The organism is Sporosarcina sp. So3-204, from assembly GCF_058068165.1.
Genome location: NZ_CM176485.1, coordinates 3,397,755 through 3,423,419, shown reverse-complemented (window position 1 = coordinate 3,423,419; position 25,665 = coordinate 3,397,755). Strand labels below are relative to the sequence as shown.

Below are 25,665 nucleotides of genomic sequence, written 5' to 3'. Positions count from 1 at the left end.
GGCCTTTATATAAATGACAAAAGTCATGGTGCGGGAAAATGAAAAAAGTGAATTAATTAAAACAATTACCAACCAGATTACATTTAAAAGGTTTTTAGGTTTGCTTAGCGGAGCCCTAATAATTATATTGTTCCTTCTACCAATTGTACGACTGTTTGGGATGAGTTTCATAAGTGAATCGGGTGTCTCACTAATAAATTATTCCAATATTTTAGCTGAGGCATCAACTTGGAAAATGTTGCGAAATACTCTCATCATCATCGTTGGCTCAACAGTGGTCTCCGTTCTACTTGGCATTGGGATGGCTTGGGTAATTGCTTATACGGACTTGCGATATAAGAAAGTCATTCAAGTATTTATCATTTTACCCTTCATCATTCCATCTTATATCGTAACGATTGCGTGGACGCAATTAACGAGTGCGCTACCATTTATCAACATCAATTTATATAGTTATGTGGGTATTATTTTTGTGCTTGGCATTTCACATTATCCGCTCGTCTATTTATTTACAGCGAATATATTAAAAAGAATTCCAAAAGAGTTGGAATGGGCGGTTAGATCTTCGGGTGGTAGTCGTTGGACTGCATTTAAAAAAGTTACTTTTCCACTAGCGCTTCCGGGTATCGTCGGGGGTGGGATGATTGCTTTCTTAACAAACTTAGATAATTTCGGTATACCCGCCTTTTTAGGTATACCGGCAAATATCACTGTACTAAGCACGGCTATTTATCAAGAAGTGATTGGATTTGGACCTAGTTCATTTTCACGGGCTGCGACCCTATCGGTTATTCTAGCAATTGTCGCTTTGTTAGGAACTGCTATCCAATGGTATTTACTTAGAAAGACAAAGATCAATGAGACTGCAAGTTTAGATGAAACTCCCCGAGTTGTACTTGGAAAGAAGCGGAAGTGGGTTGAGTTGGTATTATGGATTTTTGTTTTAGGCGTGAGTGTCGTGCCTCTTTTATCTATGATGAAAACTTCAATTGTTAGGGCATATGGTCTTCCGTTTAAAATGGAAAATTTAACATTAGATCATTATAAATACTTATTATTTGATTACGATAAAGCTTTCCAAGCAATGGGGACAAGCTTAAAACTATCAATTATAACAACAGTTATTTGTATGGTATTTGGTACTATTGTTGCTTATTATCGAATTCGTAAAGGTACACGTGTAATGAGGTTTGCGGAGGTTGTAATCGGTTTGCCTTATGCGCTACCTGGTATGGTATTAGCATTATCCATGATCTTCGCTTGGGTACAACCAATACCGGGATGGAATCCAGGCATTTATGGAACGATGTGGATTTTATTAATTGCGTACATTACGAGGTTCATGATATTGCAAGTGCGAGGGAGTATGACGGCTATTTCCCAAGTATCAATTGATTTAGAAGAGGCGGCAAGTGTTTCAGGTGCGGGTGCTTTTGTGAAATGGAAGTCAATCTTATTACCACTTTTTTTGACAGGTATTTTAAGTGGCGCATTTCTTGTTTTATTGACAACGTTAGCAGAACTAACGGTTTCCTCACTGCTTTGGTCAAGTGGAACAGAAACAATTGGAATCATTATCTTTAATTTTGAACAAGCAGGATATACGACATACTCAACAGCTTTCTCTGTATTAATATTAGGAATGATGCTAATTCTAGCGAGTATTGTTTACGGGCTTCAATATGTGTGGAAATGGAGGTTAAAACAAGCATGAGTATGAAATTAGTCAATGTAAAAAAGAGTTTTAATTCTATGGAAGCATTAAAAGGAATTAATTTGACCATTGAAGAGGGAGAATTTGTAGCAATTGTTGGTCCATCAGGATGTGGAAAGACGACATTATTGCGTTTAATAGCAGGATTTGAAACACCTTCAGAAGGGCAAATTTATATGAATAATGAATGCATTGCAAATGAAGTGCGGAGTATCTCTCCTGAGAAACGTAATTTAGGAATGGTCTTTCAAGCATTTGCACTATGGCCGCATATGAAGGTTAAAGAACAAGTCAGATTTCCATTAATGCACCACCGTTTTGTGTCTGCAGATTTACAGGAAAATAAAGAAAAAAGAGTCGTTGATATGCTTAAACTAGTAGGTCTAGAAGATTTCGCGGAACGGATGCCTGGGGACTTATCAGGCGGTCAAAAACAACGCGTTGCAATTGCGAGGGCATTAGCACCAGAACCTTCTCTATTATTAATGGATGAACCATTAAGTAGTTTGGATGCAAAACTTCGAATCGAGCTACGCAATGAGATCCAAATGATTCATAGGAAAACAAATACATCCATTGTCTACGTTACACATGATCAAAGTGAAGCGTTAGCGATGGCGGATAAAATTGTCGTTATGAAAGATGGTGCGATTGAGCAAGTGGGCACTCCAGAAGAAGTTTATAGCAGGCCTAAAACTCAATTTGTTGCAAAATTTATAGGTAAAGCAAATATTTTTCCTGGTCGATGGGAAGAAGATGCTTTCTATCCATTTCAAGGTGATGTGATTAAATGGATTGTTCCTTACGTTTCGGATGAAATGAAAGTGGAAGGGAAATGCCCGGTTCGCCCTGAACAATTAATGTTAGTGAAAACCGGTGAAGGTATCCGTGGGGTTGTACGAAATGTATTATTTCAAGGAAGAGAAATGCATTACACCATCGATATAGGAGAAGAACTTATTGATGTTGTGGAAGATATGGGTCGCCGATATGATATAGATGAAATTGTTGTTATTCAGTTTAGAGAAACAAAAACTGAGCAACACACTCAATCAACGAGTAAGAAATTATCTGCAACGTATTAACTAGTAGATTAATAAAAACAGGAAAACTGCTCATGTTTGTTAAGTCATGAGCAGTTTTTCGTTGCCTCATTTATAGTGAACTGGATTTCCGTTCAAAATATGCATGCAATCTATATTCACAAACTTCCTTAATCCATTTATACAGAATTTCTTCGTGTTCTGGTAATGGTTTACGTGAATTTTGAAGGTATTCTCCACAAATGTAATCAAACCCATCGAAGAATTGCTCCATTTTGAAAGATTCTATTTATTAATGATAGCATGTATTTTGATGATTAGAGAAAATATCCGACAAACCATATTAATGTTACTAATAATCGTTATCTTTTATTGTCGGTAGCGCTAGCAAAGTAAAGATGTGCTATTATTATTATATAGATGTTGTATTGCTCAGGCTTTTGCTTTTAGGCGTTAGAGCTTATAAATATTCATAAATAACTTGTAATCTACATTTTTATTAGTACAATACATAAACAGAAGAGTTTTTGGGAATATTAGGGGGAGATTAAGTGAATTCACTTGCTTATGCAATATTGGGGATTTTATCTAGAAAGCCGATGTCAGGTTATGAACTTGGGAAACAATTGGAACTATTATGGGCTGCAAACTTGAGCCAGATATATCCAATTCTCGCTAGGTTAGTTAAGAAAGAAATCGTGGAATTCGAGTTAATTGAACAAGTAGGCAAACCAAATAAAAAGAATTATTATATTACTGAAAAAGGAACAGAAACTTTAAAAAAATGGATTAAAGAAGAGCCTGTAGAACCAATTATCCGTGACGAATTCATCATAAAGTTTTATTCAATTTGGCTAGCAAATCCTGAGGTAGCTATTCAATTATTAAATACCCGAAGAAACACTTATGTAAAAAAACAAGAGCACTTTTTAAAGGAGCTAATAGCATTAAAAGAAGATCCAGCGATTGATCATATGGATATGAATCAGCTGCATTTTAGCAGATACTTATTGTTGAAAAGAAAGACTCGGATTCTTCAGTTTGAACTTGATTGGTGCGATGAACTTCTTGTTTTGTATTCCGCAAGCACTGTTGAAAAGTGATGTGAATTCTTAAAAAACAGTACTATCCATTAATAATTGGATAGTACTGTTTTTAAATTGAGTAAACTATTTCCCCGTGTAACAAAGTATTTTAAGCTTAAATAGAATACCGTCTTTTTAAGTAAAATATTACATATGTATATTTTTATAGATAAGCATTGACATATGAATGAAATGAAAATATACTTAGAATTGTCAAAAAGAATACATATATACGATGGTATTCAGGCATCCATAATTGGAATTTGTTGATGAACCTTAAAGAATTATAGGTAATGGAAACGGTTACCAAGAATTACTTTGTAAATTTTTTTATTATATTTATAATACTAAAAAGAATAAAATAGGAGGAATTTAATATGTATACATTCGATAAAAAGGTAGTTTGGATTACAGGAAGTACAACTGGAATTGGTAAAGAGACAGCAATTGGATTTGCTGAAAGAGGCGCGGATGTAATTGTTCACGGTTACAATGATGCAGAAAATGGCAAGAAAATTTTACAACAATTAAAAGAACTTGGTTCAGATGCATTATTAGTAGATGGCGATGTTTCAAGTAAGGCGGATGTACAAAATATCGCAAAACAAATCCAGGAGAAATACGGTAAATTAGATGTACTAGTTAATAATGTAGGGGCATCAATTACAACAAGCACGATTGAAGAGCTTGAAGAAGAGGTGTGGGATAAAGTAATGGATGTTAATCTTAAATCCATTTACCTTGTTACAAAATATGCGCTTCCTATGTTAAAAGGCGAAGAAAATACTAGAATTGTTAATATTACAAGTGCTGTTGAACGTACAGGTGGAACAATGAAAGATTTAGCTTATACAGCTGCAAAGGGTGGAGTTAGTGCCATTACACGCGCATTAGCTAAGCAATTAATCCAATATAATATCCAAGTGAATGCTGTTGCACCAGGACTTATTGATACACCATTCCATAAAACCGATGCGCCTTTAGCTAGTTATAGTTCAATCCTTGATCGAATTCCTATGAAAAAAGCAGGGCAAGCTGAAGATATTGCAGGAGCCGTAATGTTCCTTGCGTCAAATCATGCAAACTATATCAATGGTGAAATTATTGAAGTTAGTGGCGGACGTCGCGTTTCATAATTGTACCCGTATAAAATTAAACTAAAGAGGTGTAAGTAAATGGCTGAATTACAAACTAGTCATCAAATACATGTTCGAAATCCACGTACCGGTGAAGTGGATTATAAATTTACTCCGACAACGGTAGCTGAATTAAAAACTCAATGTAGTCGTCTTCGCGAGGGACAAGAACAATGGCGAAAGTTAGGACTTCAAGGACGTGTTGAAGTACTTAACAAATGGAAAGATTCTCTTGAATCGCATAAAGCTGAAATTATGGATGCGCTTGTCGCAGATACAGGTCGTCTAAATGAATCTATTCGTGAATTTGAAAACATTAGTAAATGGATTGGTCGTTGGGCTACTGTAGCCGCGGATGTAATGGCTCCACACACACCAAAGACATCAGAACATATGCCTACAATGGAAATAGGGCAAGAAATTGTACCTTATGAGTTAGTAGGCGTCATTAGTCCATGGAATTTCCCTATGTCCCTTTCTACAATGGATATGATTCCGGCTTTATTAGCTGGAAGTGCAGTCATTGTAAAACCAAGTGAAGTAACACCTCGCTTTATAGAGCCAATTCAGAAATCAATTGATGCAGTTCCTGAGTTAGCTGCTGTCTTACAGTACGTAGTAGGTGCAGGCGAAGTAGGCGCGCAGATGATTGATGAGGTAGATTTAATCGTCTTTACGGGAAGTGAAAGAACCGGACGTAAAGTGGCGGCACAAGCTGGACAAAATCTTATCCCAGCATTTTTAGAGTTAGGTGGAAAAGATCCTGCGATTGTTCTGAAATCTGCTGATATTGAAAGTGCGGTACAAGGTATTTTATTTGGCGCTGTTTGCGGTGTCGGACATCAATGTTTCTCTACGGAACGTATTTATGTAGATGAACAAATACATGATACATTCGTTCAACGTTTAGTAGAAGAAGCGAACAAAATTGAACTTGCTTATACACTTGGAAATGGTCATCTTGGACCGATTATTTTTGATCAGCAGGCAGTGATTATTAAAAATCAATTAGATGATGCTTTAGCGAAAAATGCTGAAGTGCAATGTGGCGGAGAAATTGAACATCGTGACGATAGTCGTTGGATGCGTCCGACAGTTCTAACAAATGTTAATCATTCAATGTCTATTATGATTGACGAAACTTTTGGTCCTGTAATGCCAGTCATGTCATTCTCGACAATTGAAGAGGCGATAGCATTAGCTAATGACTCTAATTACGGATTAAGTGCTTCAGTTTTCTCTAGCGATGAGAAAGAAGCTTATGAAGTTGCTGTTCGATTACGAGCGGGTGGCGTAAGTATAAATGATGCAGGTGTATTACCTTTTGTAATTACAGAGGCACCTGAATACTCGTCGTTTAATTGTTCGGGATTAGGTGAGTCACGTTTTGGTAAAACAGGTTTAAGCAGATTTTTACGTCATCAATTGATTATTAGAAAGAATACGACTGAAGAAAGTCCATGGTGGTATCAGGTTTAACCTGATATCTCCATCCTTCAATTAATAATAATAGCCTTTTTAGAACTGAAGTATTCGGAGAAATTAGTCATTTCACTTGAAGAGGAGAGATTTTATGCGTTGGTTTGTATTAGCTATGCTATTTGTTCTTTATGTTTTAAACTTTGCTGATAAGTCAGTACTTGGATTAGCTGCTGATCCTATCATCACTGATTTGAGTTTGAATTTTGAACAGTTTGGACTCGCAGGAAGTAGTTTTTATTGGTTTTATGCGGTAGGTAGTGTATTAATTGCAAGTCTTTCTTTTAAATACGGAACAAAGAAACTAATTGTTTTTATTGCAGCTGGTTGGACAGTTTCACTACTTTGTGCTTACTCCGTAAGTAGTTTAACAGGATTAGTTATTATTCGTATTGCATTAGGTTTCTTTGAAGGTGGAACTTTAGCACTTTGTATGGCGCATATCGCGAAATGGTTTGTCGCTGGTTCAAGGGGAACAGCGAATGCAATTCTTTTATCTGGTGCCACATTCGGTGCCTATCTTACCGCGCCACTTCTAGTGAAAATGATTGCAGGTATTGGCTGGCAACATACATTTGCTGCACTTGGGTTAGCTAGTTTAGTTTGGTTATCGTTCTTTGTATTCTTTAAAGAACAGCCTAAGGATTCGGTAGAGGTTGCAGATGCATCAGGTACTGAAAAAATGAAAGTATCTTTCAGTGAAATGTTGAAAGTTATGGCGACGCCATACTTTATTTCCATATTGATGTCATTCTTTACAGTAATGTGGTTAATTGCCTGGGTTGTTGTATGGGGACCAACGTATTTAACTAAGATTGTAGGATTGACACCTGAAAAAATGGGACTTGCTTTTGCAACAATTGGTATATCTGCTGCAATTGTTTCAATAATTGTTGGAAAGATTGCGGACCGTTTATTTGCAAAGACAAAGAGTCCATTCAAGTCTTATATTAGAGTTGCTGTAACTGCTATGATTATAGCTGCTATATCATTTGCATTAACAACAGTTGTAACTTCTCCAGTACTTGCTATTATATTTTTAGGGCTTGGTATTACGATGAACAACTGTATTGCACCCTTTACTTCAAGTGTTGTAAGTTCGATGGTTCATCCGAGTCAAGTAGGATCGATACTAGGATTTAAAACTGGTTTCGGTAGTTTAGCAGGTATTATAGCACCTTTATTGACGGGCTTTCTTGTTAATTTTGCTGGAGATGATATTAGAGCAGGATTTAGTTATGGTGTGTTCGTATCAGTTGGACTATATGTAGTTTGTGCAATTTTCCTCTATATGACTAGTAAAAAAGTGCATATGACTAATGAAAAAAATAAAGCAGTGCAACAAAGTGAAGCTATGATTGAACAACCTGTTACGAATTAATATATAAATAGATGAAAAAGGCTACTTACAAGTTAACTTGTAAGTAGCCTTTTAATATTAATGATGATGGTGCATTGGGTCATTTGAATCGTCATGATCTTCTGTTCCAGGAATCGTGGAAACGACGGCTTCTGTAGTTAGGAATATTCCTGCTACTGATGCTGCATTTTGAAGGGCAAAGCGTGTCACTTTGGTCGGATCAATAATTCCTTCTTGTAACATATTCACCCATTTACCATTTGCAGCATTGAAGCCGATGCCAGTTTGTTCTGTTTTGATACGTTCACAAATAATAGAGCCTTCAAATCCTGCATTGATAGCAATTTGACGAACAGGTTCTTCTAATGCGCGTAGCACAATTTTAATACCTGTCGCTTCGTCACCTTCAGTTATAGCAAGTAGTTTTTCAACAGCTTCGTATACATTTACAAGTGCAGTTCCACCTCCAGGGACAACACCTTCTTGCACAGCGGCACGAGTTGAGCTTAATGCATCAATCATTCGAAGTTTACGCTCTTGTAATTCGGTTTCAGTATGAGCACCAACTTTTATAATTGCAACGCCACCAGCTAAGTGTGCTAACCGTTCCTGTAACTTTTCAATTTCAAAGTCTGAAGTCTCTATTTCTATTTGATTACGAATCTGAGAGACACGTTTTTCAATATCTACAGCTTGTCCAGTTCCGTCAATAATTGTTGTATGATCCTTTGTAACGACAACTTTAGCAGCACTGCCTAAATTTTCAATTGTAGCATTCTTTAATTCTAATCCTAGATGTTCTGCAATCAGTTGTGAATTTGTCAATGCGGCAAGGTCTTCCAACATTGCTTTACGACGTTCACCAAAACCAGGTGCTTTAACAGCAACAACATTTAGGACGCCGCGTAATTTATTTGCTACTAAAGTAGAAAGTGCTTCTCCTTCTATATCATCTGCAATGATTAGTAGCGGCTTCTGTTCTTTTAAAACCTTTTCCAATATCGAGACAATGTCTGTTAAATTCATCAATCGATGATCTGTCAATAAAATATAAGGATTTTCTAGTACAGCTTCCATACGATCATGATCTGTAACCATATGAGATGAACTATAGCCGCGGTCAAATTGCATACCCTCAACAACTTTTAATTCATTATTAAAGCCTTTGGATTCTTCAATAGTAATTACGCCATCAATTCCTACAACTTCCATCGCTTCAGCAATCAATTTACCAATATCAGAACTACCGGATGAGATAGTCGCAACTTGTTCGATTAAATTTTTATCATTAATGGTTACTGAAATGTTTTGAAGTTCACTAACAGCGGTAGCAACAGCCTTTTCGATTCCTCTTCTTAAACCAACAGGATTTGCACCAGCGGTAACATTTTTTAAACCTTCTCGAATCATTGCTTGCGCTAGAACAGTTGCTGTTGTTGTACCATCACCCGCTAAATCATTCGTTTTTATTGCAACTTCTACTACTAACATTGCACCCATATTTTCGTAAGGATTTGCAAAGTTAATTGCGCCAGCTATTGTAACGCCGTCATTTGTAATTAAAGGTGGACCATAATCACGCTGTAATACGACATTTCTTCCTTTAGGTCCCAGTGTGACTTTAACAGTGTTAGCTAGTTGGTTAACGCCATGCAACATCATTTTACGAACTTCTTCACCGAACTTAATTTCTTTTGACATAGTTAGCACTCCTTTAAGTTTAAATTATATTAATTAATCATTTTAGTAATAAAGAATTTAGATGATGTAGTTTCTATAATTAAAGATTGAAAGCGATTACCTATATACAAATATACATATATAATCATTGACATACAAGTGGAAGAATATATAATTAGAAGTATCAAATAATTTAATTTTCTAAGGAGGAAATATTATGATTGAAGTTCATAAAAAGTATGACCTATCCAGTTTGAAAGTTGAAGGTAACCCATTTCTTAAAGGCGCATTTAAACCTAATGATACTGAATATACGGCTGACACTGATAGTTTGAAAGTAATTGGAGATATACCGAAAGATTTACACGGAATTTACGTACGTAATACGCATAACCAAGCACATGAATCGATTGGTTTATACCATCCATTTGATGGTGATGGAATGCTACATGCCATTCATTTTGAAAACGGAAAAGCTACATATCGTAACCGCTTTGTTCAAACAGTTGGATTTTTAGCAGAGCAAGCGGCGGGTCGTTCATTATGGCCTGGATTACTTCAGCCGGAACTTTATACAATGCGTGGTTGGGGTGCAATCGGTTCCATGAAAGATAATGCGGGAACAGATGTAATTGGGCACAGTGGACAATTACTTGCTTCGATGTCTCAAGGTAGTGAGCCTTATCGTTTGGATCCGGTTACATTGGAAACAACTGGTGTAAGTGAATGGGGTAAACACCTAAGCTCATTGGGTATCAGCTCTCACTATAAAGTAGATGCGAAAACTGGAGATATGATGTTCTTTAACTTTGGGGAAAAATATCCGTACATGAACTATGGCGTTATCAATCGTGATAACGAAATGGTTCACTATGTACCTGTAGAATTGCCAGGCGCTCGTTGGCCGCATGATATGGGTATTACGGAAAACCACACAATTTTACATGACTTACCAATGTTCTTTGATGAAAAAGATTTAGCGAAGGGCATTCGTCAAACAAAATTCTTTAAAGATATTCCAAGTCGTTTTGGCGTAATCCCACGTTTTGGGGACAACTCGCAAATTCGTTGGTTTGAAGCAACACCTTGTTATATCCTTCACCTCTCTAACTCTTATGAAGAGGGCGATGAAGTGATTATGGACGCGTGTGTATCATTTAACCCCAAAGCACCAGGCGTAGGTGAAAAGAATGGTGATCCATTTGAGCGTATTCTTGCCCATTTAGATAAACATAAAACACAAACGCATATGTGGAGATTCCGTTTTAATATGAAGACAGGTAAAACGATTGAAGAGCGTATAGATGATGAAGTAACAGAGTTCCCAATTGTTAGTAATGACTTTGTAGGCTATAAATACCGTTACAGCTACAACACATTATTCAAGCCAGGTGATTGGTTGTTCACAGGTATTAAAAAGTATGACCTATTAACTGGGGGGTCAACACGTTATGAGTACGGTGAAGGACGCTACGGAGACGAGCCGCAAATTGCACGATCACCTAATTCAGTTGAAGAAGATGATGGTTATTTAATTACAATGATCATTGACGAAGCTAAAAATCAATCAGAGTGTATCATTCTTGATGCAAGAGAAATTGAAAAAGGGCCAGTCGCTACGATTATATTGCCGCATGTTGTCCAAACAGGAACACACGCTTGTTGGGTAGACGGTGACAGAATTTACGGAGAACGTCCAGCTAAATAAAAGCTGATTTAAGATATTTATTAATTGAAGCTGCAGGTGGAAAGTATCCGTCTGCGGCTAAAATTATATTCATTATATATAAAGGGTGATTTAATTGACGAAGAATGTAGTGCTCATTCCAGGATTAAATAATACTTCGGAAACTTGGGATCAAGTTAAACAAAATTTACCTAAAGAGTGGAACGTTGATGCAGTAGATGTCCCACCACTGGCAGACGTAGATGAAATTGCGGATCAGTTATTAAAAGGCAAAACAGAACCTTTCTACCTTTGTGGGTTTTCATTCGGTGGCTATGTCGCTTTATCGATGCTTGAACGTGCACCAGAACTTATAAAAGGATTTATTTTATTAGCATCTAACAGTAATTCTGATACTGACCAACAAAAAGAAGCAAGACAAAAGGCGATTGCTAGAGCAGAAAACGGTGAGTATTTTACGATGATGGAGGCCAATGGACCTTTAACTTTCCATCCGGATAGTATGCAGGATGAAGAAATCATGCGTATGCGCACTAAAATAGTAAATGACTATGGTCCAGAACTATTTGTTCAACATGTGAAAGCAACGATTGGCAGACCCAATCGCACAGCTATCTTTAAAGAAACGAAGATACCTAAACTTGTTATTGCAGGAAAAGAAGACGGTGTTGTTCCAGCTGTTAAGCTACAGGAACTAACTGAAGGCGCGTCAAATGTGGAATTTAAAGTTATCGCTAATACAGGTCATATGATTCCTTTAGAACAGCCAGCTGAAGTTGCTAAAGTTCTTCAAACATGGATTGAGCAAAACTAAATCGTATATTAGGAGGATGAAGATATGGAGAAGTTAGTCATTACAGTAGCGCCAAACGGTGGTCTTATTACGAAAGAAACTACGCCATATGTACCTATTACTACAGAAGAAATTGCAGAGGAAGTTCGTCTATCATGTGAAGCCGGTGCTTCAATAGTTCATCTTCACGTTAGAGCAGAAGATGGTTCAGGTACTGGAGATATTAAAGTATTTGAAGAAGCGGTTAAAAAAATCAAAGATCGTTGTAATATTTTAATTGGATTAACAACTGCTTCTAAACTAAATGAGCCTGAAGAAGAGCGTTTAAAGGTATGTGACTTATCACCGCAATTAGCTTCATTAAACATGGGATCATTAAACTTTGGAGAAGTTGCTTTCATAAATTCACCAAGTTATTTGAGAGATGCCGGTAAAAAGATGCAGGATTGTAAAGTGAAGCCGGAGTTAGAAGTATTTGATCTTGGAATGATGGAGAATGCTAAAAAACTCATTGGAGAAGGTCTCATATCTGCGCCATACCATTTTCAATTAATCGTTGGGGCTCCAGGTGGTGCACCTGCTACTCCAAAAGCATTATTAGGAATGATTGATAATCTGCCGGAAAATTCTACTTGGGGTGTTATCGCACTACAAAACCAACTTCTCATGCACACGATGGCAGTTGGTTTAGGTGGGCATGTGAGAATAGGTATGGAAGATGAAATCTATATACGTCCAGGTGAATTAGCTAAATCAAACGCAGACTTTATCAAGCGTCTTGTGACGATAGCAAAAGATTTGGGTCGAGAAGTTGCTACACCAGAAGAAGCAGAAGATATTTTCTCGATACCTAATAGAAGATTTACGACAGCAAAGTAATCTATATAATGTAGATTTAACTTTGTTCAATGATTTTAATGATCAATTAATATAAGAAGAAAAAGATTAGACTTTAATGTCTAATCTTTTTTTAATCGTGAAAAGTAATTTACGCGATTACGTTTCACAATTAAGAACCCTTGTTCTTTTTCTTTCTTTTTGATATAATTGAATAAATAGATAATTGCGCCTTAGCTGAGACATCATTACTTTGAAAAGGATGTGTTTAGGACATGGCTGTAATGGCATGCGTGAAGGAATCTCCCACCCCTTATAAACATGCGATGGTAATTCAAGAAGAACAGAAAAAGTATGTGAAACATGATCAATTATTCAAAGAGCTTATTAACAATTTCTTCGTCGAGTTTTTAGAAGTTTTTTTCCCGGATGTACATGCCGGTATTGATTTCAAGTCAATTAAACCGTTATCTGAAGAGTTATTTACCGATTTAATCGATGGCGAAAATCGTCGGGTGGATGTTGTGATTGAAGCGAAATTGAAAGGGCAAGATACGCTCATTATTATTCATGTAGAACCGCAAAGTACTTATCGAAAAGATTTTGAGCAGCGCATGTATCATTATTTTAGCTTGCTTTATAATAAGTACAGAAAACCTATTTTACCAATTGCTATTTTCAGTTATGATGAAAAACACATAGAAAACAATCAATTTACAATTGAATTCCCTTTCTTTCAAGTGCTGACCTTTAATTTCTAAATGTTGGAATTGAAGAAAATGAATTGGCGGGAATATTTGCAGTCTGATAATCCGGTAGCGGCGGCATTATTGGGAAAGATGGGGTATAGTAAAGAGGAAAAAGTTCGGGTTAAATTGGAGTTTTTACGTATGATGGTAAAGATGGAGTTAAATCCTGCAAGAGCCAGATTTATCAATGACTTTTTTGAACAATATTTAAAACTAGATGAAAAAGAGGAGGAAGAACTTATGCGTGAAATTAGCCACTTGGATAATGCAGAAGAGTTTACAAAGCTCCCCAACTCCTGGGAAGAAAGAGGGATTAGGAAAGGTATAGAACAAGGAATAGAACAAGGAATAGAACAACGTGAAAAAGAAGTTGTTCTTGAAATGTTGAAGGAAGGCTTGTCAATTGACGTTATTGCCAGGGTAACTCATTTAGATAAGGAGATAATAGAGGATTTAAGAAAATCGATATGAAACCAATAAATTAATTGTAAATACCCAATGTAAAAGTGAATTTGCATTGGGTATTTCTGTTACGTGCAAAATTTATAAACGACTTTTTAATCTTGAAACATTTCCATAAACTTCTTTAATGCAAATGAGTGATAGCTATCCTTTTTAGTAACGATACCTAACTTCCATAGTAAGGACGGAGCTTTAAGTGGTACCATTTTGATATTCTCGTTATTGAATTTACCCGATATAGATTGAGGAAGTAAAGTAATGCCAAGGTTTGAAGAAACAAGTTCTATAATTAAATCCCATTGTGAACTTTCGTATGAAATAGTTGGATTAAAGCCTACCTCTTTACATGCGCCAATGATGTAGTGGTGTAAGGCGAAGCTTTTAGAGAAAAGTATAAAGTTTTCATCTTTTAGTTCTGATAAAGCAACCGATTCACGTTTGGCAATGGGGTGATCACGATGGACAAATAATACGAATTTATCCGAAATAAAAGGATGTACGTTAAAGATTGAATTGTCTGTTGGTAATACAACAATACCAACATCAATTTGTCCTTCTTCGACAAGTTGTTCCACTACTTTAGCGCCGATTTCATGTAATTCTATTCTAATACTGGGATATTGCTCTTTAAAGTTTCTGGCGATTTGTGGAAAGAAAAGTGTTCCAATTAGTGGTGGCATACCAATTTTAATTTCGCCTGAAGTCCCATGGGTAAGCCCTTCCAATAAGTTTGGTAGTTCATCTAAGACAGAAAGAGCTTGTTGCCCTTGTTTATAAACTATTTTTCCAGCATCCGTCAAAATAAGCCCACGTGTAGAGCGGTTGAAGAGTAAAACGTTAAGATCTTCTTCCAACTTTTTTACTGCTTTACTTAAGGATGGTTGAGAAAGGTAGGAGTGTTCAGCGGCCTTTGTAAAACTAAAGTGATTTGCGACTTCGATAAAAGCTTTAAGATCTTTAAATTCCATTTCTATCAACCTTCCATTTATTCGCAAAGAGAATACGATTCATTCTATATATGTATTTTACATATAAGTCAGAACTGTGTAAACTATTAGTAAAGAGTTAGAGGAGGTAATTAAATGAGTAAAGTATGTAATTCATTCGTGGAAGCGATTTCAGACATAAAAGATGGCGATACAATTATTGTAGGTGGGTTCGGTCTATGCGGTATACCAGAGAAATCAATTGCAGCATTACGTGACAGTGGCGTGAAAGATTTAACTGCTGTTAGTAATAACTGTGGTGTTGACGACGGAGGACTTGGTCTGTTACTTGTAAATAAGCAAATTAAAAAGATGGTTGCTTCTTACGTTGGGGAAAATAAGATCTTCGAAAAGCAATTTTTGAACGGTGAACTAGAAGTAGAATTGACACCACAAGGAACACTTGCTGAAAGAATTAGAGCAGGTGGCGCAGGGATTCCTGGTTTCTACACAGCAACTGGCGTAGGAACACCAATAGCAGAAGGAAAAGAAACAAAAGAATTTAACGGTAAAACTTATTTACTTGAAGAGGGAATTGTAGGCGATTTTGCTTTAGTAAAAGCTTGGAAAGCGGATACACTTGGCAATTTGGTTTATCACAAAACAGCAAGAAACTTTAATCCACTTGCGGCAATGGCGGGTAAAATAACAATTGCAGAAGTAGAAGAAATTGTAGAAGCAGGGGAATTAAGTCCAGAAGAAATTCAAACACCAGGCATCTACGTACAAAGGGTTTTACTTGGAACAGATTATGAGAAACGCATCGAGCGCTTAACGGTAACAAAAGCGTAAAAAGGAGAGATGAAAAATGGCAGATATGCGACTAACAATTGTAAAACGTGCAGTTCAGGAAATTAAAGACGGTATGAACGTAAATCTTGGAATCGGAATGCCTACACTCGTTGCAAATGAAATTCCGGCTGATTTCAACGTATTATTGCAATCAGAAAACGGGCTACTTGGCATAGGACCTTATCCAGTTGAAGGTCAAGAGGATGCAGATTTAATTAACGCAGGAAAAGAAACAATTACGACTGTTCCGGGTTCTTCATTTTTTGATAGTGCAGAATCTTTTGCGATGATCCGCGGTGGACATATTGATTTAGCTATCTTAGGTGGTATGGAGGTTTCAGAAAGCGGTGACTTAGCAAACTGGATGATTCCTGGTAAGATGATCAAAGGTATGGGCGGCGCGATGGACCTTGTTGTTGGTGCACAACGCGTAATTATCATTATGGATCATGTGAGTAAGCATGGTGAATCAAAAGTGAAGAAGGTTTGTACTTTGCCACTTACAGGTAAAGGTGTAGTAGATAGATTAATTACAGATTTGGCTGTATTTGATTTCACGGATGAAGGAATGGTATTAATCGAAACTGCACCAGGTGTAACTACTGAAGAAGTGGTTGAGAAAACAGAAGCAACATTTACAATATCGGCAGACTTGTTGGCGGCGAATTAATTTACTTTACACAATAAAAATGTGGCGATACCTGTTATGTTAGGTATCGCTTTTTAATACAATAGAATGAAATTTTAACTAGTTAGATTTGACAGGAGGTTATATTATGGAGAAAATAGCAGTTATCGGTTGTGGCACAATGGGGCATTCAGTTGCGCTAAGTGCAGCTTGGGCAGGGTATAACGTGAAAATGCAAGGCGTAGATAGTGCTGACATAGATCGTGCTTTACAAGGCATAGACAGTAAATTACAGGTGCTAATTCAGAACGGGTTAACTACTGAAGCAGAATCATTAGTAATTCAAAGTAAAATCGAAACTGTAACGACGATTGAAGAAGTTATTATCGGGGCAACTTTTATCATCGAGGCTGTGCCAGAACAGATTGAACTTAAGAAAAGTATATTCAACCAGTTGGACAGTCTTTGTGATGCTGATGTTATTTTAGCAAGCAATACTTCTGCACTAAGTCCGACTGAGATTTCCTCGGAGACAGTTAATCCCGAGCGTACAGTCATTACACACTTCTTTCATCCAGCGCATTTAGTACCATTAGTAGAAGTCGTTCGAGGTGAAAAGACAAGTGATGCAACAGTGGCGCGTTCGTTGGTGTTAATGACTAATATGAATAAAAAGCCAATTGAAGTAAAAAAAGAAGCACCTGGTTTTGTAGGGAACCGTTTGCAATTCGCCTTGTTGCGTGAGGCACAATACATTTTGGAAGAAGGTATTGCATCGCAGGAAGATATTGACGCAGCCGTTATTTATAGTATTGGTAGGAGATTACCTGTAACGGGACCGTTCTTGTCTGCGGATATGGGGGGGTTAGATGTATACACGGATATCTCTAATTACTTATACAGTCACCTATCCACTGCACAACAATCTGCGCCAAGTATGGATAAGCTTCTGAAAGCTGGCAAGCTCGGAAATAAGACCGGAGAAGGTTATTATAAATGGGATGCTTCGTTCTCTGAAGAGATGAATAACAAGCGAGAGAAAGAATTGATTCGATATTTAAAACAAGATATGGAGAAATAAAAAAATCAGCCGATTGAGGCTGATTTTTTTATTTTAGTTTCTTAGTAGTTGGAAGGAATGTGTTACACGATTTCTTCCATTGTTTTTGGATTCATATAGTGCCAGGTCAGCGTTAGTGATGACTACTTGTTCGCTGTGTTCATTAGTGAATGTGTCTATTCCTATGCTGACAGTAATAGGGTACTTGCCCCAATCATTATTTTCTACAGTAGCACGTAACAATTCAGCTTTTTCTATGGACTCTTCAAAACTTACCCCATTTAGTATGACGATAAATTCTTCACCTCCATAACGGACGACATCATACTCTCTGTAAACCTTTTTCATAACCTCTGCTAACTTAATTAGAACGCGATCGCCGACAATATGTCCCCATGTATCATTTACTTTTTTGAAATAATCAATATCAATTATTGCCAAAGAAAAAGGCATATTATTCTCTTTAAAGTTTATGATACTTTTAGATAAACTCGTTTGAAAAAATTGTCGGTTTCGTAAACCGGTCAAGTTATCTGTTAAGGTCATCATTTCGAGTTGTTCATTCATCATAATAAGTTCTTCGTTTTTTAATTCAATTTCGTCAAGAAGGATATTTAACTTAGCGGTAGCTTCGTCTTTTTCACGATAAGCATCTTCAATCTTAACACTAATAGTACGAATTTCTTTTTCATACTCGACGCGTTTTGGGATATGAACACAGACACAATCGATTAGCTCTTCGCTTTCCTGAATTCGTCTTTTTCCATATAAAAGAATTGGGTAGTCTTCACCTTTGCTTGATTTTAAAGATAAAAACATTTCATTAACATGCCCGTAAAGTCTGATAAAAGGATAAAAGTATGTATGAAAGAAAAATTTGTTTGAAATTGACATAATCGACTCGATATGATGATCAATGATTTCGTCGCTTTTATAATTTAGCATCTTTAAAAAGGTTTGATTCGCTGATTTCACAAATCCAGTTTCTGTGATTGTAATGAATCCACAAGGCAAATTGTTTAGTTGGTCGTCCATTAACTAACATCCTCTCTTTAGAGGTATTCTTTGATGTATTGAATTGTACTTTCAGGATGACTTAAGTGCGGGTAATGTCCCTTGGCATCCATTATTTGAAGTGTACTATTGCTTAAGTTTTTATGTAAATATTCTCCTACTTCAATAGGTACAATACTATCTTCGGAGCATTGTATAACAAGACAAGGAACGGTTACTTTAGAGAGATCTTCACGGTGGTCTGAATAGAATGTTGCTTCTGCAAATCGATGCGTTATGCCTGGGTCTGTTGCGTTAAAGCTCTGTTCTAGTTCTTGTGAATAAATTGGTAAGTCAGGATTATTCATGGCGATTGGCGCAAAGTGGCTAGCCCAACCTACAAAGTTCATTTCCATCATTGTTAAAAGTTCTTTAATATCGCTAATTTCAAAACCGCCATGATAGTCAGGTAAATGATTTAAATAACACGGAGAAGGTCCAATCATTATAACTTTTTCAAAGCACTTAGGATTTTTAATAGAAGCTAACATGCCAATCATCGAGCTAACAGAGTGGCCGACGAAGATTGCATTCTCCAAATCTAGTTCCTCACATATTTCTAGTATATCATCAGCGTATCCATGAAGTGAGTTGTATTTTTCAGCACTATAGGCAGTCCAATCGGATTGTCCTGAACCGACATGGTCGAATAAAATAACACGATAGTCTTTTTCAAAATGAGGAACAATGAATCGCCACATATTTTGGTCGCACCCAAAACCATGAGCGAAAATTATTGTTTTGTCACCGTTTCCACGTACTTTTATATGATTACGATTAATGATAGATTGCATAGTATTAATCTCCTTTCCAAGGTGTACAACATTCATAGGTTTTTACGGAACTCAATAAGCTTTAGGATACCATTTACCTATTTAAGATTCAAAAGGTAGAAAGGTGGAATAGGTAAATACCAAGGTTGTAGACGGATTCTATATTATTAGAATAGCTAGCAGCGGTATTTTCTGCTAACTCAATGGTGTGGGTATAACTGGCTATTAGTAAAGTCGTATTTGGTGCGTTGTATTAGTTCAATAAATCTCCCAATTCTTTCTCAAGATATGGTTTTGCATTTAACAAATCTTTAAATTCATTATAGTTTTTTCGCTCATCAATTGTTGCTATTCGGCCAGTTTTATATGCGCGAATTAATATGTTCTTTGGTGTATGCTCCATATCAATAAATTCTAAAAGTTGTGCCTCATATCCGACAAGTGAAAGTAATTCAGCCCGAATCGAATCTGTTGCAAGTGCCGCAAAACGTTCTTTGATTAAACCGTGCTTCAGCATCACATCAAGCGAAGGGGATTTGATTTGACTGAAAAGTTCATGCTGACAACAAGGTACGCTTAAAATAACTTTGGCGCCCCATTTAACAGCCCGAGCTAATGCCATGTCCGTTGCAACGTCACATGCGTGTAATGTAACGACCATATCTACAGAAGTTTCCTCATTATAATCATTGATATCTCCGACAAGAAACTCAAGGTTATCATAGCCAAGATCTTTTGCTATCAAGCTACATTCTTCGATGACTTCCTTCTTGAGATCTAGTCCGGTTACTTGGATATTCATCCCTTTTTCTATGCGTAAATAATGATAAAGTGCAAAAGTTAAATAGGATTTCCCAGAGCCGAAATCCAAAATGCGGACGGATCGATCTTTAGGGAGATATGCGAGGGAATCATCAATGAACTCGACAAATCGGTTAATTTGCCTAAACTTATCATGTTTTTGTTTTTTTACTTTACCTTCTGGCGTTTGAACACCAAGACGTATTAAAAATGGATAGGGTGTATTTTCATCAAGCAAGTAATTTTTCTTGCGGTTATGGGATAAGTCTGCAACTTTCGCTGATTGGGATTTTTCGGCTTTCCACATCACTTTGAATTTCTTCGATAGTTGGATATGAATTTTTTCGTCCGTGAACTCCGCATGTACTTGGCGGAAACGTTCTAGGATTTCTTTTAATTTCTCAGGCAACTCACCTATTGTAATATTGTCGTGATTTAGAATACGTTCATATTGATATTCAAATTGAATATGTAATTCCCCGCGTAATTCTACAGGTTTAATGCGAACACGTTTTAATTCGTCTGATTTTGTGCGTGGTTGACTGATTGTACCGCTGATAAAACTGTTATTGGTTAGTTGTTCTGTAAGTTGAGTTAGTAATTGTTCAAAATCCATTTGTACCGCTCCTTAAAAACAAGTTACTTTTAGTTTACATTGTTTGAGCTGCAGGTATATAAAAAATAATAAAGTTTTTATTAAATAGTAGATAGAGATTAGAAAAGCATCGCTTAAAGTGAACTCGACAATGTTAGAGATACTTCTAACAATAGAGTTATAGTTCACAGGGCGATGCTTTTTATTAAAGCATTTTTTAGTTAAATTCAAATCCTTTTTTATACATGAAGTCTTTCATATGCGTTCTATTTGGTTCTTCTAGGAAATCGGCCATTTGTTCAGACCAGGTCGTATTTTTTTGATTTGAATCACGACTTGTATAATAATCTTGTATCGTATTGTCATAGGTTGGAATCAGTTCATCATATTGTTTTGTATTATACGTATTTTCATGTAGAACAGCTTGTAATGGTAGACGTGGTTTAACCCCATTGTCTTCGTTGGGTACACCAATTGACATTCCGAACAATGGTACGACACCTTTAGGGAGTTCTAAAATATCGCTAATTTCTTGTATAGCTGTCCGAACGCCGCCTATATAACAAATGCCGTATCCCTTAGACTCAGCTGCAATCGCTACGTTTTGAGCGAATAACCCTACATCGATGGCACCAACTAAAGTATTCTCTGCAACAGAATAGTCAATCGTGCGACCAAGTAGTTTTGCGGCATGTTCCAAACGGTAATAGTCCATACAGAAGACAAGTACTGCTCCGGCAGTATAAAATTGCCGTCTGTTTTTCGATAGTTCGGCTAGCTGTCCGCGCTTCTCGGTATCTGTAACATGGATAACAGAATAAGCTTGTACAAAGTGTGATGTGGCAGCGTGTTGACCAGCAAGAACAAGTTCTTCTACGATTTCTTTTGCAATAGGTTCATCCTTATATTTTCTGACGGATGAATGTGAAGTTAATAAATCAATAACCATGAAATACCTCCTATGATAAGTTTAAATAGTTTAATTACTTAGATGTTAACAGAGTTGAATTGAGTTACACTACTATTAAAGCTTAGAAGGGTGTGCGATATATGAGTTGGTTAGAAAGTATTTCACTTTCCACGACGTTATTAATCATATTTCTTGTCGTTATTCCGATTGCGTTTTTTCTCTTTCTTTACTTATATGATCGAAAACAAAAGCAACATGCCGTTTTACGGAACTATCCAGTATTGGGAAGAATGCGCTATATACTAGAGAAAACAGGCCCAGAGTTCAGGCAATACTTGTTCGATGATGATAATGATGGTAAACCATTTAACCGTCAAGAATATTTAGGAATCGTGCTCCCGGGAAAGTATTTAAATAGTGTCATTGGCTTCGGGTCAAAACGTGATTTTGAAAATCCGGGCTACTATATTAGAAATTCAATGTTCACAAAGCAAAATGAGGAAATGCGTGTAGACAATGAAGACCTAGTCGATACAAAGCGTTATATTGTCGATGAGGATGGATTGTTTACTCGGAAAGAACATCATGAAGAAATTCCTGCATTGCCTTGGCTCTTACTTGAAGAGGACGCAATTGTGATAGGTCCTAATTGTGAGCATCCATTTCGTGTCAGGAGCTTACTTGGTCAAGCAGGTATGAGTTACGGGGCACTAGGTGAAAACGCGATTACGGCTTTATCCAAAGGGATTGGCATGGCTAAAGGTGCGTGGATGAATACGGGTGAGGGGGGATTATCCCAATATCATCTATCAGGCGGTGCAGATATTATTGCGCAAATCGGTTCAGGTCTTTTCGGTTTTCGAACTGAGGATGGGGAGTTTAGTTGGGAGAGATTGCGTGAAAAAGCAGACATGCCAGAAGTAAAAGCTTTTGAGTTGAAGCTTGCGCAAGGTGCTAAGATGCGGGGCGGACATGTTGAAGGACAAAAAGTAACGGAAGAAATTGCAGCTATTCGTAATGTTGTTCCGTTCACGTCAATTAATAGCCCCAATCGGTTTCATCAATTTAGTGATTATCCTAGTCTTTTTGAATTTATTGAAAAAATTCGTAATCACTCAGGAAAACCTGTAGGTATTAAAGTAGTCATTGGTGGGAAACAAGATGCAGAAGAACTTGCTTCCTATATACATGAAACAGGGATAGGGCCAGATTTTATTTCTTTAGATGGTGCAGAGGGTGGATCAGGTGCAACGTATCAAGATCTTGCGGATAGTGTTGGTTTACCTCTTCGGTCTGCACTGATATTACTAGACGATGCGCTTCGTAAATTTGAAGTGCGGGATCAAGTTAAGATTATTGCTTCAGGAAAAATAACGACACCGGATCGCGCGGCGATAGCTTTAGCCATGGGGGCAGATCTTGTACAAATTGCACGCGGCTTTATGATTTCTGTTGGTTGTATTATGACGCACCGCTGTCATGTGAATGATTGTCCAACTGGCGTGGCAACGACCGACAAGAACTTACAAAAAGGCCTTGTTGTCGAAGAGAAGAAGTATCGAGTGACAAATTATATTTTAACTATGCGTGAAGGACTTTTCAGAATTTCAGCAGCAGCGGGACTTGACTCACCAACGAAACTGGAGCGGCATCATATAGTTTATAAAGATAATCAAGGCCGTGTATTTCCGATAGATTAAAATATATGTTACTAAATTCTAAATATTTGGTAAGATAAGGGTATAAGTTTTTACAAAGGGGGAATTGAAATGGCTTTACTTCAAAATACTGTGGGTGAGATTATTCGCCAACAAGCAGTGTTATATCCTGATAAAGAGGCATATGTATATCCCGAACATGGAATACGTAGAACTTATAGGGAGTTTGACGAGGAAACGGATGAACTAGCGAAAGCGTTTATAGGAATGGGGATTAAAAAGGGGGATAATGTAGCAATATGGTCAGACAATAAACCTCAGTGGTTACAGAGTCAGTTTGCGACAGGGAAAATGGGGGCAGTTCTCGTTACGGTGAATACAAATTACCAAGCATCTGAGTTATCTTATCTGCTAAGGCAATCTGATGCAACGACACTTATCCTAGATGAAGAATTTAAAGGAACGAGTTATATAGATATAATACGCCAGGTATGTCCAGAACTTGTTCATCATAAATCGGGCATAATCATGAGTGAAAAGTTACCTCATTTAAAACGGGTAATTATGATGACGGATCGAACAGAATCGGGTATGTATAATTGGAGCGAGTTTGTTGCACATGCTGAAGGTGTATCAGATAAGGTGTTGGAAGAGCATTATCAGTCACTAGATCCTAATGATACAATTAATATACAATATACTTCAGGAACAACAGGGTTTCCAAAAGGTGTTATGTTGACACATAATAATATTGTTAACAATGGCAAGATAATTGGAGATTATATGAAGCTTACTGAAGAGGATCGGGTTTGTATTCCAGTACCATTTTTCCATTGTTTTGGCTGTGTGCTTGGGACACTTGCAGCAGTCACACACGGATCGACTATGATATTAGTTGAGCAATTTGATCCTAAACTGATTCTTCAAGTTGTACAGGGTGAAAGGTGTACGGCGTTACACGGTGTACCTACAATGTTTATCGCTGAACTAAATCATCCGGAATTTGGAAAATTTGATACATCTACTTTGAGAACGGGCATTATGGCCGGTTCTACCTGTCCGATAGAAGTAATGCGTCGTGTAATTGATGACTTGGGAATGACTGAAATTACAATTTGTTATGGACAAACTGAAGCGTCACCAGTTATCACACAGACAAAAACAGATGATCCGATTGAGAAACGTGTATCTACTGTTGGGAAACCTCATCCTTTTGTCGAAGTCAAAATCATTGATCCAGCGACAGGTGAAATGCTCCCGGAAGGAGAACCAGGTGAGCTTTGTACACGGGGATATCATGTCATGAAAGGTTATTATAATGACGAGGAATCAACACGACAGGTAATTTCTGACGATGGTTGGCTTCGTACAGGCGACATTGCAATAATGGATGAAGAAGGTTATATAGATATAACGGGAAGGATTAGAGATATGATTATTCGTGGTGGTGAAAATATTTATCCAAAGGAAGTGGAGGAGTTTCTTTATACTCATCCTGATATATTAGATGTACAGGTTGTTGGTATACCTGATCCGAGGTATGGTGAAGAATTGGTCGCATGGATTATTCTAAAAGAAGGTAAGACATTAGATGAGCATGCTGTGCGTGATTTCTGTAAAGGAAATATATCTCACCATAAAATTCCGAAATATATCCAGTTCACAGATGAGTATCCAATGACTGCCTCAGGGAAAATTATGAAGTTCAGGCTGCAAGAAATGTCTGAAAACTTAATTGTGTAAGAAATAAGCGTATTCTCCTTACCAAAGAAAGGAGAATACGCTTATATTATTTTTGATTCTTTACATGCCATTGTGTGAAAGGTTCTAAAGCATTTTGCGTACTTAAATAGATATTCTGCACTGTACGGTTTTCAGGAGTTTCATTTTGATCAGAATAGAAGTTTGATAACGGATAGTCGATTTTACCTTCAGTCAACGCTTCGGATAATGTGCTAGTATAGTAAATGCTACCAATATTAGCCCAATAAGATGCACCAAGACACATTGGGCATGGTTCTCCACTTGCATATATAATGCAATCCGAAAGGTCGGTTGTAGAAAGTTTTTCACATGCTTCTCTTATAGCAAGTAATTCTGCATGAGCGGATGGATCGTGAAGAATATGAACTTGATTCGTTCCTCTACCAATAATTTCGCCATTTTTTACAATGATTGCTGCAAATGGACCTCCGCCTTCATTTACATTATCGGTAGCCATTTGAACTGTTTGTTCAAGCCATTTTTCGTGAGTCATACTTATTTCCTCCTGTCGTTTTATGTATATTTCCCAGGAAATCGCGTGGGATATTAAGAACTATGTCTATTATACAGTATATTTAAAATACTTTGGTTAGTTAATGATGGATTACTGATAGTGACGA

23 protein-coding genes are annotated in these 25,665 nt (G+C 37.0%); 16 read left to right on the top strand and 7 right to left on the bottom strand.

The features are described from left to right. Positions 1–13: 13 nt before the first annotated feature. The 6 genes from AC3RV6_RS16870 to AC3RV6_RS16845 all read left to right on the top strand — a co-directional run bounded on the left by AC3RV6_RS16870 (position 14) and on the right by AC3RV6_RS16845 (position 7,838). Positions 14–1,714, top strand: coding sequence for an ABC transporter permease (locus AC3RV6_RS16870; RefSeq protein WP_489747116.1), 1,701 nt, complete (start codon positions 14–16; stop codon positions 1,712–1,714). Further along, positions 1,711–2,799 carry an ABC transporter ATP-binding protein gene (locus tag AC3RV6_RS16865; protein ID WP_489747115.1) on the top strand — a complete coding sequence of 363 codons (1,089 nt, stop codon included), beginning with the start codon at positions 1,711–1,713 and terminating at the stop codon, positions 2,797–2,799. Before AC3RV6_RS16870 ends, AC3RV6_RS16865 begins: the two co-directional genes overlap by 4 nt. A 509-nt stretch (positions 2,800–3,308) precedes the next feature. Continuing rightward, entirely contained in the window at positions 3,309–3,860 is a 552-nt protein-coding gene (locus AC3RV6_RS16860) for a PadR family transcriptional regulator (protein WP_489747114.1), read from the top strand. A 359-nt stretch (positions 3,861–4,219) separates the two neighbouring features. Continuing rightward, positions 4,220–4,978 (top strand): SDR family NAD(P)-dependent oxidoreductase, encoded by a 759-nt coding sequence (locus tag AC3RV6_RS16855; RefSeq protein ID WP_489747113.1) that lies wholly within the window; start codon positions 4,220–4,222, stop codon positions 4,976–4,978. 39 nt (positions 4,979–5,017) lie between these two features. Further along, positions 5,018–6,457 (top strand): aldehyde dehydrogenase family protein, encoded by a 1,440-nt coding sequence (locus tag AC3RV6_RS16850; RefSeq protein ID WP_489747112.1) that lies wholly within the window; start codon positions 5,018–5,020, stop codon positions 6,455–6,457. 94 nt (positions 6,458–6,551) lie between these two features. Then, positions 6,552–7,838, top strand: a complete 1,287-nt coding sequence (locus tag AC3RV6_RS16845) for an MFS transporter (protein ID WP_489747111.1) — start codon at positions 6,552–6,554, stop codon at positions 7,836–7,838. 57 nt (positions 7,839–7,895) lie between these two features. Here AC3RV6_RS16845 and groL read toward each other — a convergent pair whose 3' ends face one another. Further along, entirely contained in the window at positions 7,896–9,518 is a 1,623-nt protein-coding gene (groL, locus tag AC3RV6_RS16840; RefSeq protein WP_489747110.1) for a chaperonin GroEL, read from the bottom strand. 196 nt (positions 9,519–9,714) lie between these two features. Here groL and AC3RV6_RS16835 point away from each other — a divergent pair, with 196 nt between their 5' ends. The 5 genes from AC3RV6_RS16835 to AC3RV6_RS16815 all read left to right on the top strand — a co-directional run bounded on the left by AC3RV6_RS16835 (position 9,715) and on the right by AC3RV6_RS16815 (position 14,034). Then, complete coding sequence (locus AC3RV6_RS16835; RefSeq protein WP_489747109.1) at positions 9,715–11,205, top strand: carotenoid oxygenase family protein; 1,491 nt, start codon at positions 9,715–9,717, stop codon at positions 11,203–11,205. A 94-nt stretch (positions 11,206–11,299) separates the two neighbouring features. After that, positions 11,300–11,998 (top strand): alpha/beta fold hydrolase, encoded by a 699-nt coding sequence (locus tag AC3RV6_RS16830; protein ID WP_489747108.1) that lies wholly within the window; start codon positions 11,300–11,302, stop codon positions 11,996–11,998. Between the two features lie 24 nt (positions 11,999–12,022). After that, the gene (locus AC3RV6_RS16825; protein WP_489747107.1) at positions 12,023–12,856 is read left to right on the top strand and encodes a beta-keto acid cleavage family enzyme; all 834 of its coding nucleotides are present in this window, start codon (positions 12,023–12,025) and stop codon (positions 12,854–12,856) included. 233 nt (positions 12,857–13,089) lie between these two features. Then, on the top strand, positions 13,090–13,575 hold the full coding sequence (locus AC3RV6_RS16820) for an RpnC/YadD family protein (protein WP_489747106.1): 486 nt from the start codon (positions 13,090–13,092) through the stop codon (positions 13,573–13,575). A gap of 18 nt (positions 13,576–13,593) precedes the next feature. Then, complete coding sequence (locus AC3RV6_RS16815; RefSeq protein ID WP_489747105.1) at positions 13,594–14,034, top strand: hypothetical protein; 441 nt, start codon at positions 13,594–13,596, stop codon at positions 14,032–14,034. A gap of 86 nt (positions 14,035–14,120) precedes the next feature. On the opposite strand, the gene AC3RV6_RS16810 is transcribed toward AC3RV6_RS16815, so the two are convergent. Then, positions 14,121–14,993 carry a LysR family transcriptional regulator gene (locus AC3RV6_RS16810; RefSeq protein ID WP_489747104.1) on the bottom strand — a complete coding sequence of 291 codons (873 nt, stop codon included), beginning with the start codon at positions 14,991–14,993 and terminating at the stop codon, positions 14,121–14,123. A gap of 114 nt (positions 14,994–15,107) precedes the next feature. On the opposite strand from AC3RV6_RS16810, the gene AC3RV6_RS16805 reads away from it, so the two are divergent. The 3 genes from AC3RV6_RS16805 (at position 15,108) to AC3RV6_RS16795 (ending at position 17,512) form a co-directional block, all read left to right on the top strand. Then, the gene (locus tag AC3RV6_RS16805) at positions 15,108–15,803 is read left to right on the top strand and encodes a CoA transferase subunit A (RefSeq protein ID WP_489747103.1); all 696 of its coding nucleotides are present in this window, start codon (positions 15,108–15,110) and stop codon (positions 15,801–15,803) included. Positions 15,804–15,819: 16 nt separating this feature from the next. Further along, on the top strand, positions 15,820–16,473 hold the full coding sequence (locus AC3RV6_RS16800) for a 3-oxoacid CoA-transferase subunit B (RefSeq protein WP_489747102.1): 654 nt from the start codon (positions 15,820–15,822) through the stop codon (positions 16,471–16,473). 106 nt (positions 16,474–16,579) lie between these two features. Then, the gene (locus AC3RV6_RS16795) at positions 16,580–17,512 is read left to right on the top strand and encodes a 3-hydroxyacyl-CoA dehydrogenase family protein (RefSeq protein ID WP_489747101.1); all 933 of its coding nucleotides are present in this window, start codon (positions 16,580–16,582) and stop codon (positions 17,510–17,512) included. Between the two features lie 33 nt (positions 17,513–17,545). Here the strand turns inward: AC3RV6_RS16795 and AC3RV6_RS16790 are convergent, their stop codons facing one another. The 4 genes from AC3RV6_RS16790 to nfsA all read right to left on the bottom strand — a co-directional run bounded on the left by AC3RV6_RS16790 (position 17,546) and on the right by nfsA (position 21,662). Beyond that, positions 17,546–18,526: a diguanylate cyclase gene (locus tag AC3RV6_RS16790; RefSeq protein WP_489747100.1), complete on the bottom strand. Its 981-nt coding sequence runs from the start codon at positions 18,524–18,526 to the stop codon at positions 17,546–17,548. A gap of 17 nt (positions 18,527–18,543) precedes the next feature. Next, positions 18,544–19,338 carry an alpha/beta fold hydrolase gene (locus tag AC3RV6_RS16785; RefSeq protein ID WP_489747099.1) on the bottom strand — a complete coding sequence of 265 codons (795 nt, stop codon included), beginning with the start codon at positions 19,336–19,338 and terminating at the stop codon, positions 18,544–18,546. A gap of 232 nt (positions 19,339–19,570) precedes the next feature. Further along, entirely contained in the window at positions 19,571–20,734 is a 1,164-nt protein-coding gene (locus tag AC3RV6_RS16780) for a class I SAM-dependent methyltransferase (RefSeq protein WP_489747098.1), read from the bottom strand. 196 nt (positions 20,735–20,930) lie between these two features. Beyond that, complete coding sequence (gene nfsA / locus AC3RV6_RS16775) at positions 20,931–21,662, bottom strand: oxygen-insensitive NADPH nitroreductase (RefSeq protein WP_489747097.1); 732 nt, start codon at positions 21,660–21,662, stop codon at positions 20,931–20,933. 101 nt (positions 21,663–21,763) lie between these two features. Here nfsA and AC3RV6_RS16770 point away from each other — a divergent pair, with 101 nt between their 5' ends. Both AC3RV6_RS16770 and AC3RV6_RS16765 read left to right on the top strand, forming a co-directional pair. Next, positions 21,764–23,323, top strand: a complete 1,560-nt coding sequence (locus AC3RV6_RS16770) for an FMN-binding glutamate synthase family protein (RefSeq protein ID WP_489747096.1) — start codon at positions 21,764–21,766, stop codon at positions 23,321–23,323. A 69-nt stretch (positions 23,324–23,392) separates the two neighbouring features. Continuing rightward, complete coding sequence (locus AC3RV6_RS16765) at positions 23,393–25,024, top strand: AMP-binding protein (RefSeq protein ID WP_489747095.1); 1,632 nt, start codon at positions 23,393–23,395, stop codon at positions 25,022–25,024. Positions 25,025–25,070: 46 nt separating this feature from the next. Here the strand turns inward: AC3RV6_RS16765 and AC3RV6_RS16760 are convergent, their stop codons facing one another. Continuing rightward, positions 25,071–25,538: a nucleoside deaminase gene (locus AC3RV6_RS16760; protein ID WP_489747094.1), complete on the bottom strand. Its 468-nt coding sequence runs from the start codon at positions 25,536–25,538 to the stop codon at positions 25,071–25,073. Positions 25,539–25,665 lie beyond the last annotated feature (127 nt).

Coding starts and splice junctions, on each gene's coding strand:
- AC3RV6_RS16870 (WP_489747116.1), top strand. CDS start 14: ATGACAAAAGTCATGGTGCGGGAAAATGAAAAAAGTGAATTAATTAAA.
- AC3RV6_RS16865 (WP_489747115.1), top strand. CDS start 1,711: ATGAGTATGAAATTAGTCAATGTAAAAAAGAGTTTTAATTCTATGGAA.
- AC3RV6_RS16855 (WP_489747113.1), top strand. CDS start 4,220: ATGTATACATTCGATAAAAAGGTAGTTTGGATTACAGGAAGTACAACT.
- AC3RV6_RS16850 (WP_489747112.1), top strand. CDS start 5,018: ATGGCTGAATTACAAACTAGTCATCAAATACATGTTCGAAATCCACGT.
- AC3RV6_RS16845 (WP_489747111.1), top strand. CDS start 6,552: ATGCGTTGGTTTGTATTAGCTATGCTATTTGTTCTTTATGTTTTAAAC.
- groL (WP_489747110.1), bottom strand. CDS start 9,518: ATGTCAAAAGAAATTAAGTTCGGTGAAGAAGTTCGTAAAATGATGTTG.
- AC3RV6_RS16835 (WP_489747109.1), top strand. CDS start 9,715: ATGATTGAAGTTCATAAAAAGTATGACCTATCCAGTTTGAAAGTTGAA.
- AC3RV6_RS16825 (WP_489747107.1), top strand. CDS start 12,023: ATGGAGAAGTTAGTCATTACAGTAGCGCCAAACGGTGGTCTTATTACG.
- AC3RV6_RS16820 (WP_489747106.1), top strand. CDS start 13,090: ATGGCTGTAATGGCATGCGTGAAGGAATCTCCCACCCCTTATAAACAT.
- AC3RV6_RS16815 (WP_489747105.1), top strand. CDS start 13,594: ATGAATTGGCGGGAATATTTGCAGTCTGATAATCCGGTAGCGGCGGCA.
- AC3RV6_RS16810 (WP_489747104.1), bottom strand. CDS start 14,993: ATGGAATTTAAAGATCTTAAAGCTTTTATCGAAGTCGCAAATCACTTT.
- AC3RV6_RS16805 (WP_489747103.1), top strand. CDS start 15,108: ATGAGTAAAGTATGTAATTCATTCGTGGAAGCGATTTCAGACATAAAA.
- AC3RV6_RS16800 (WP_489747102.1), top strand. CDS start 15,820: ATGGCAGATATGCGACTAACAATTGTAAAACGTGCAGTTCAGGAAATT.
- AC3RV6_RS16795 (WP_489747101.1), top strand. CDS start 16,580: ATGGAGAAAATAGCAGTTATCGGTTGTGGCACAATGGGGCATTCAGTT.
- AC3RV6_RS16790 (WP_489747100.1), bottom strand. CDS start 18,526: ATGGACGACCAACTAAACAATTTGCCTTGTGGATTCATTACAATCACA.
- AC3RV6_RS16785 (WP_489747099.1), bottom strand. CDS start 19,338: ATGCAATCTATCATTAATCGTAATCATATAAAAGTACGTGGAAACGGT.
- AC3RV6_RS16780 (WP_489747098.1), bottom strand. CDS start 20,734: ATGGATTTTGAACAATTACTAACTCAACTTACAGAACAACTAACCAAT.
- nfsA (WP_489747097.1), bottom strand. CDS start 21,662: ATGGTTATTGATTTATTAACTTCACATTCATCCGTCAGAAAATATAAG.
- AC3RV6_RS16770 (WP_489747096.1), top strand. CDS start 21,764: ATGAGTTGGTTAGAAAGTATTTCACTTTCCACGACGTTATTAATCATA.
- AC3RV6_RS16765 (WP_489747095.1), top strand. CDS start 23,393: ATGGCTTTACTTCAAAATACTGTGGGTGAGATTATTCGCCAACAAGCA.
- AC3RV6_RS16760 (WP_489747094.1), bottom strand. CDS start 25,538: ATGACTCACGAAAAATGGCTTGAACAAACAGTTCAAATGGCTACCGAT.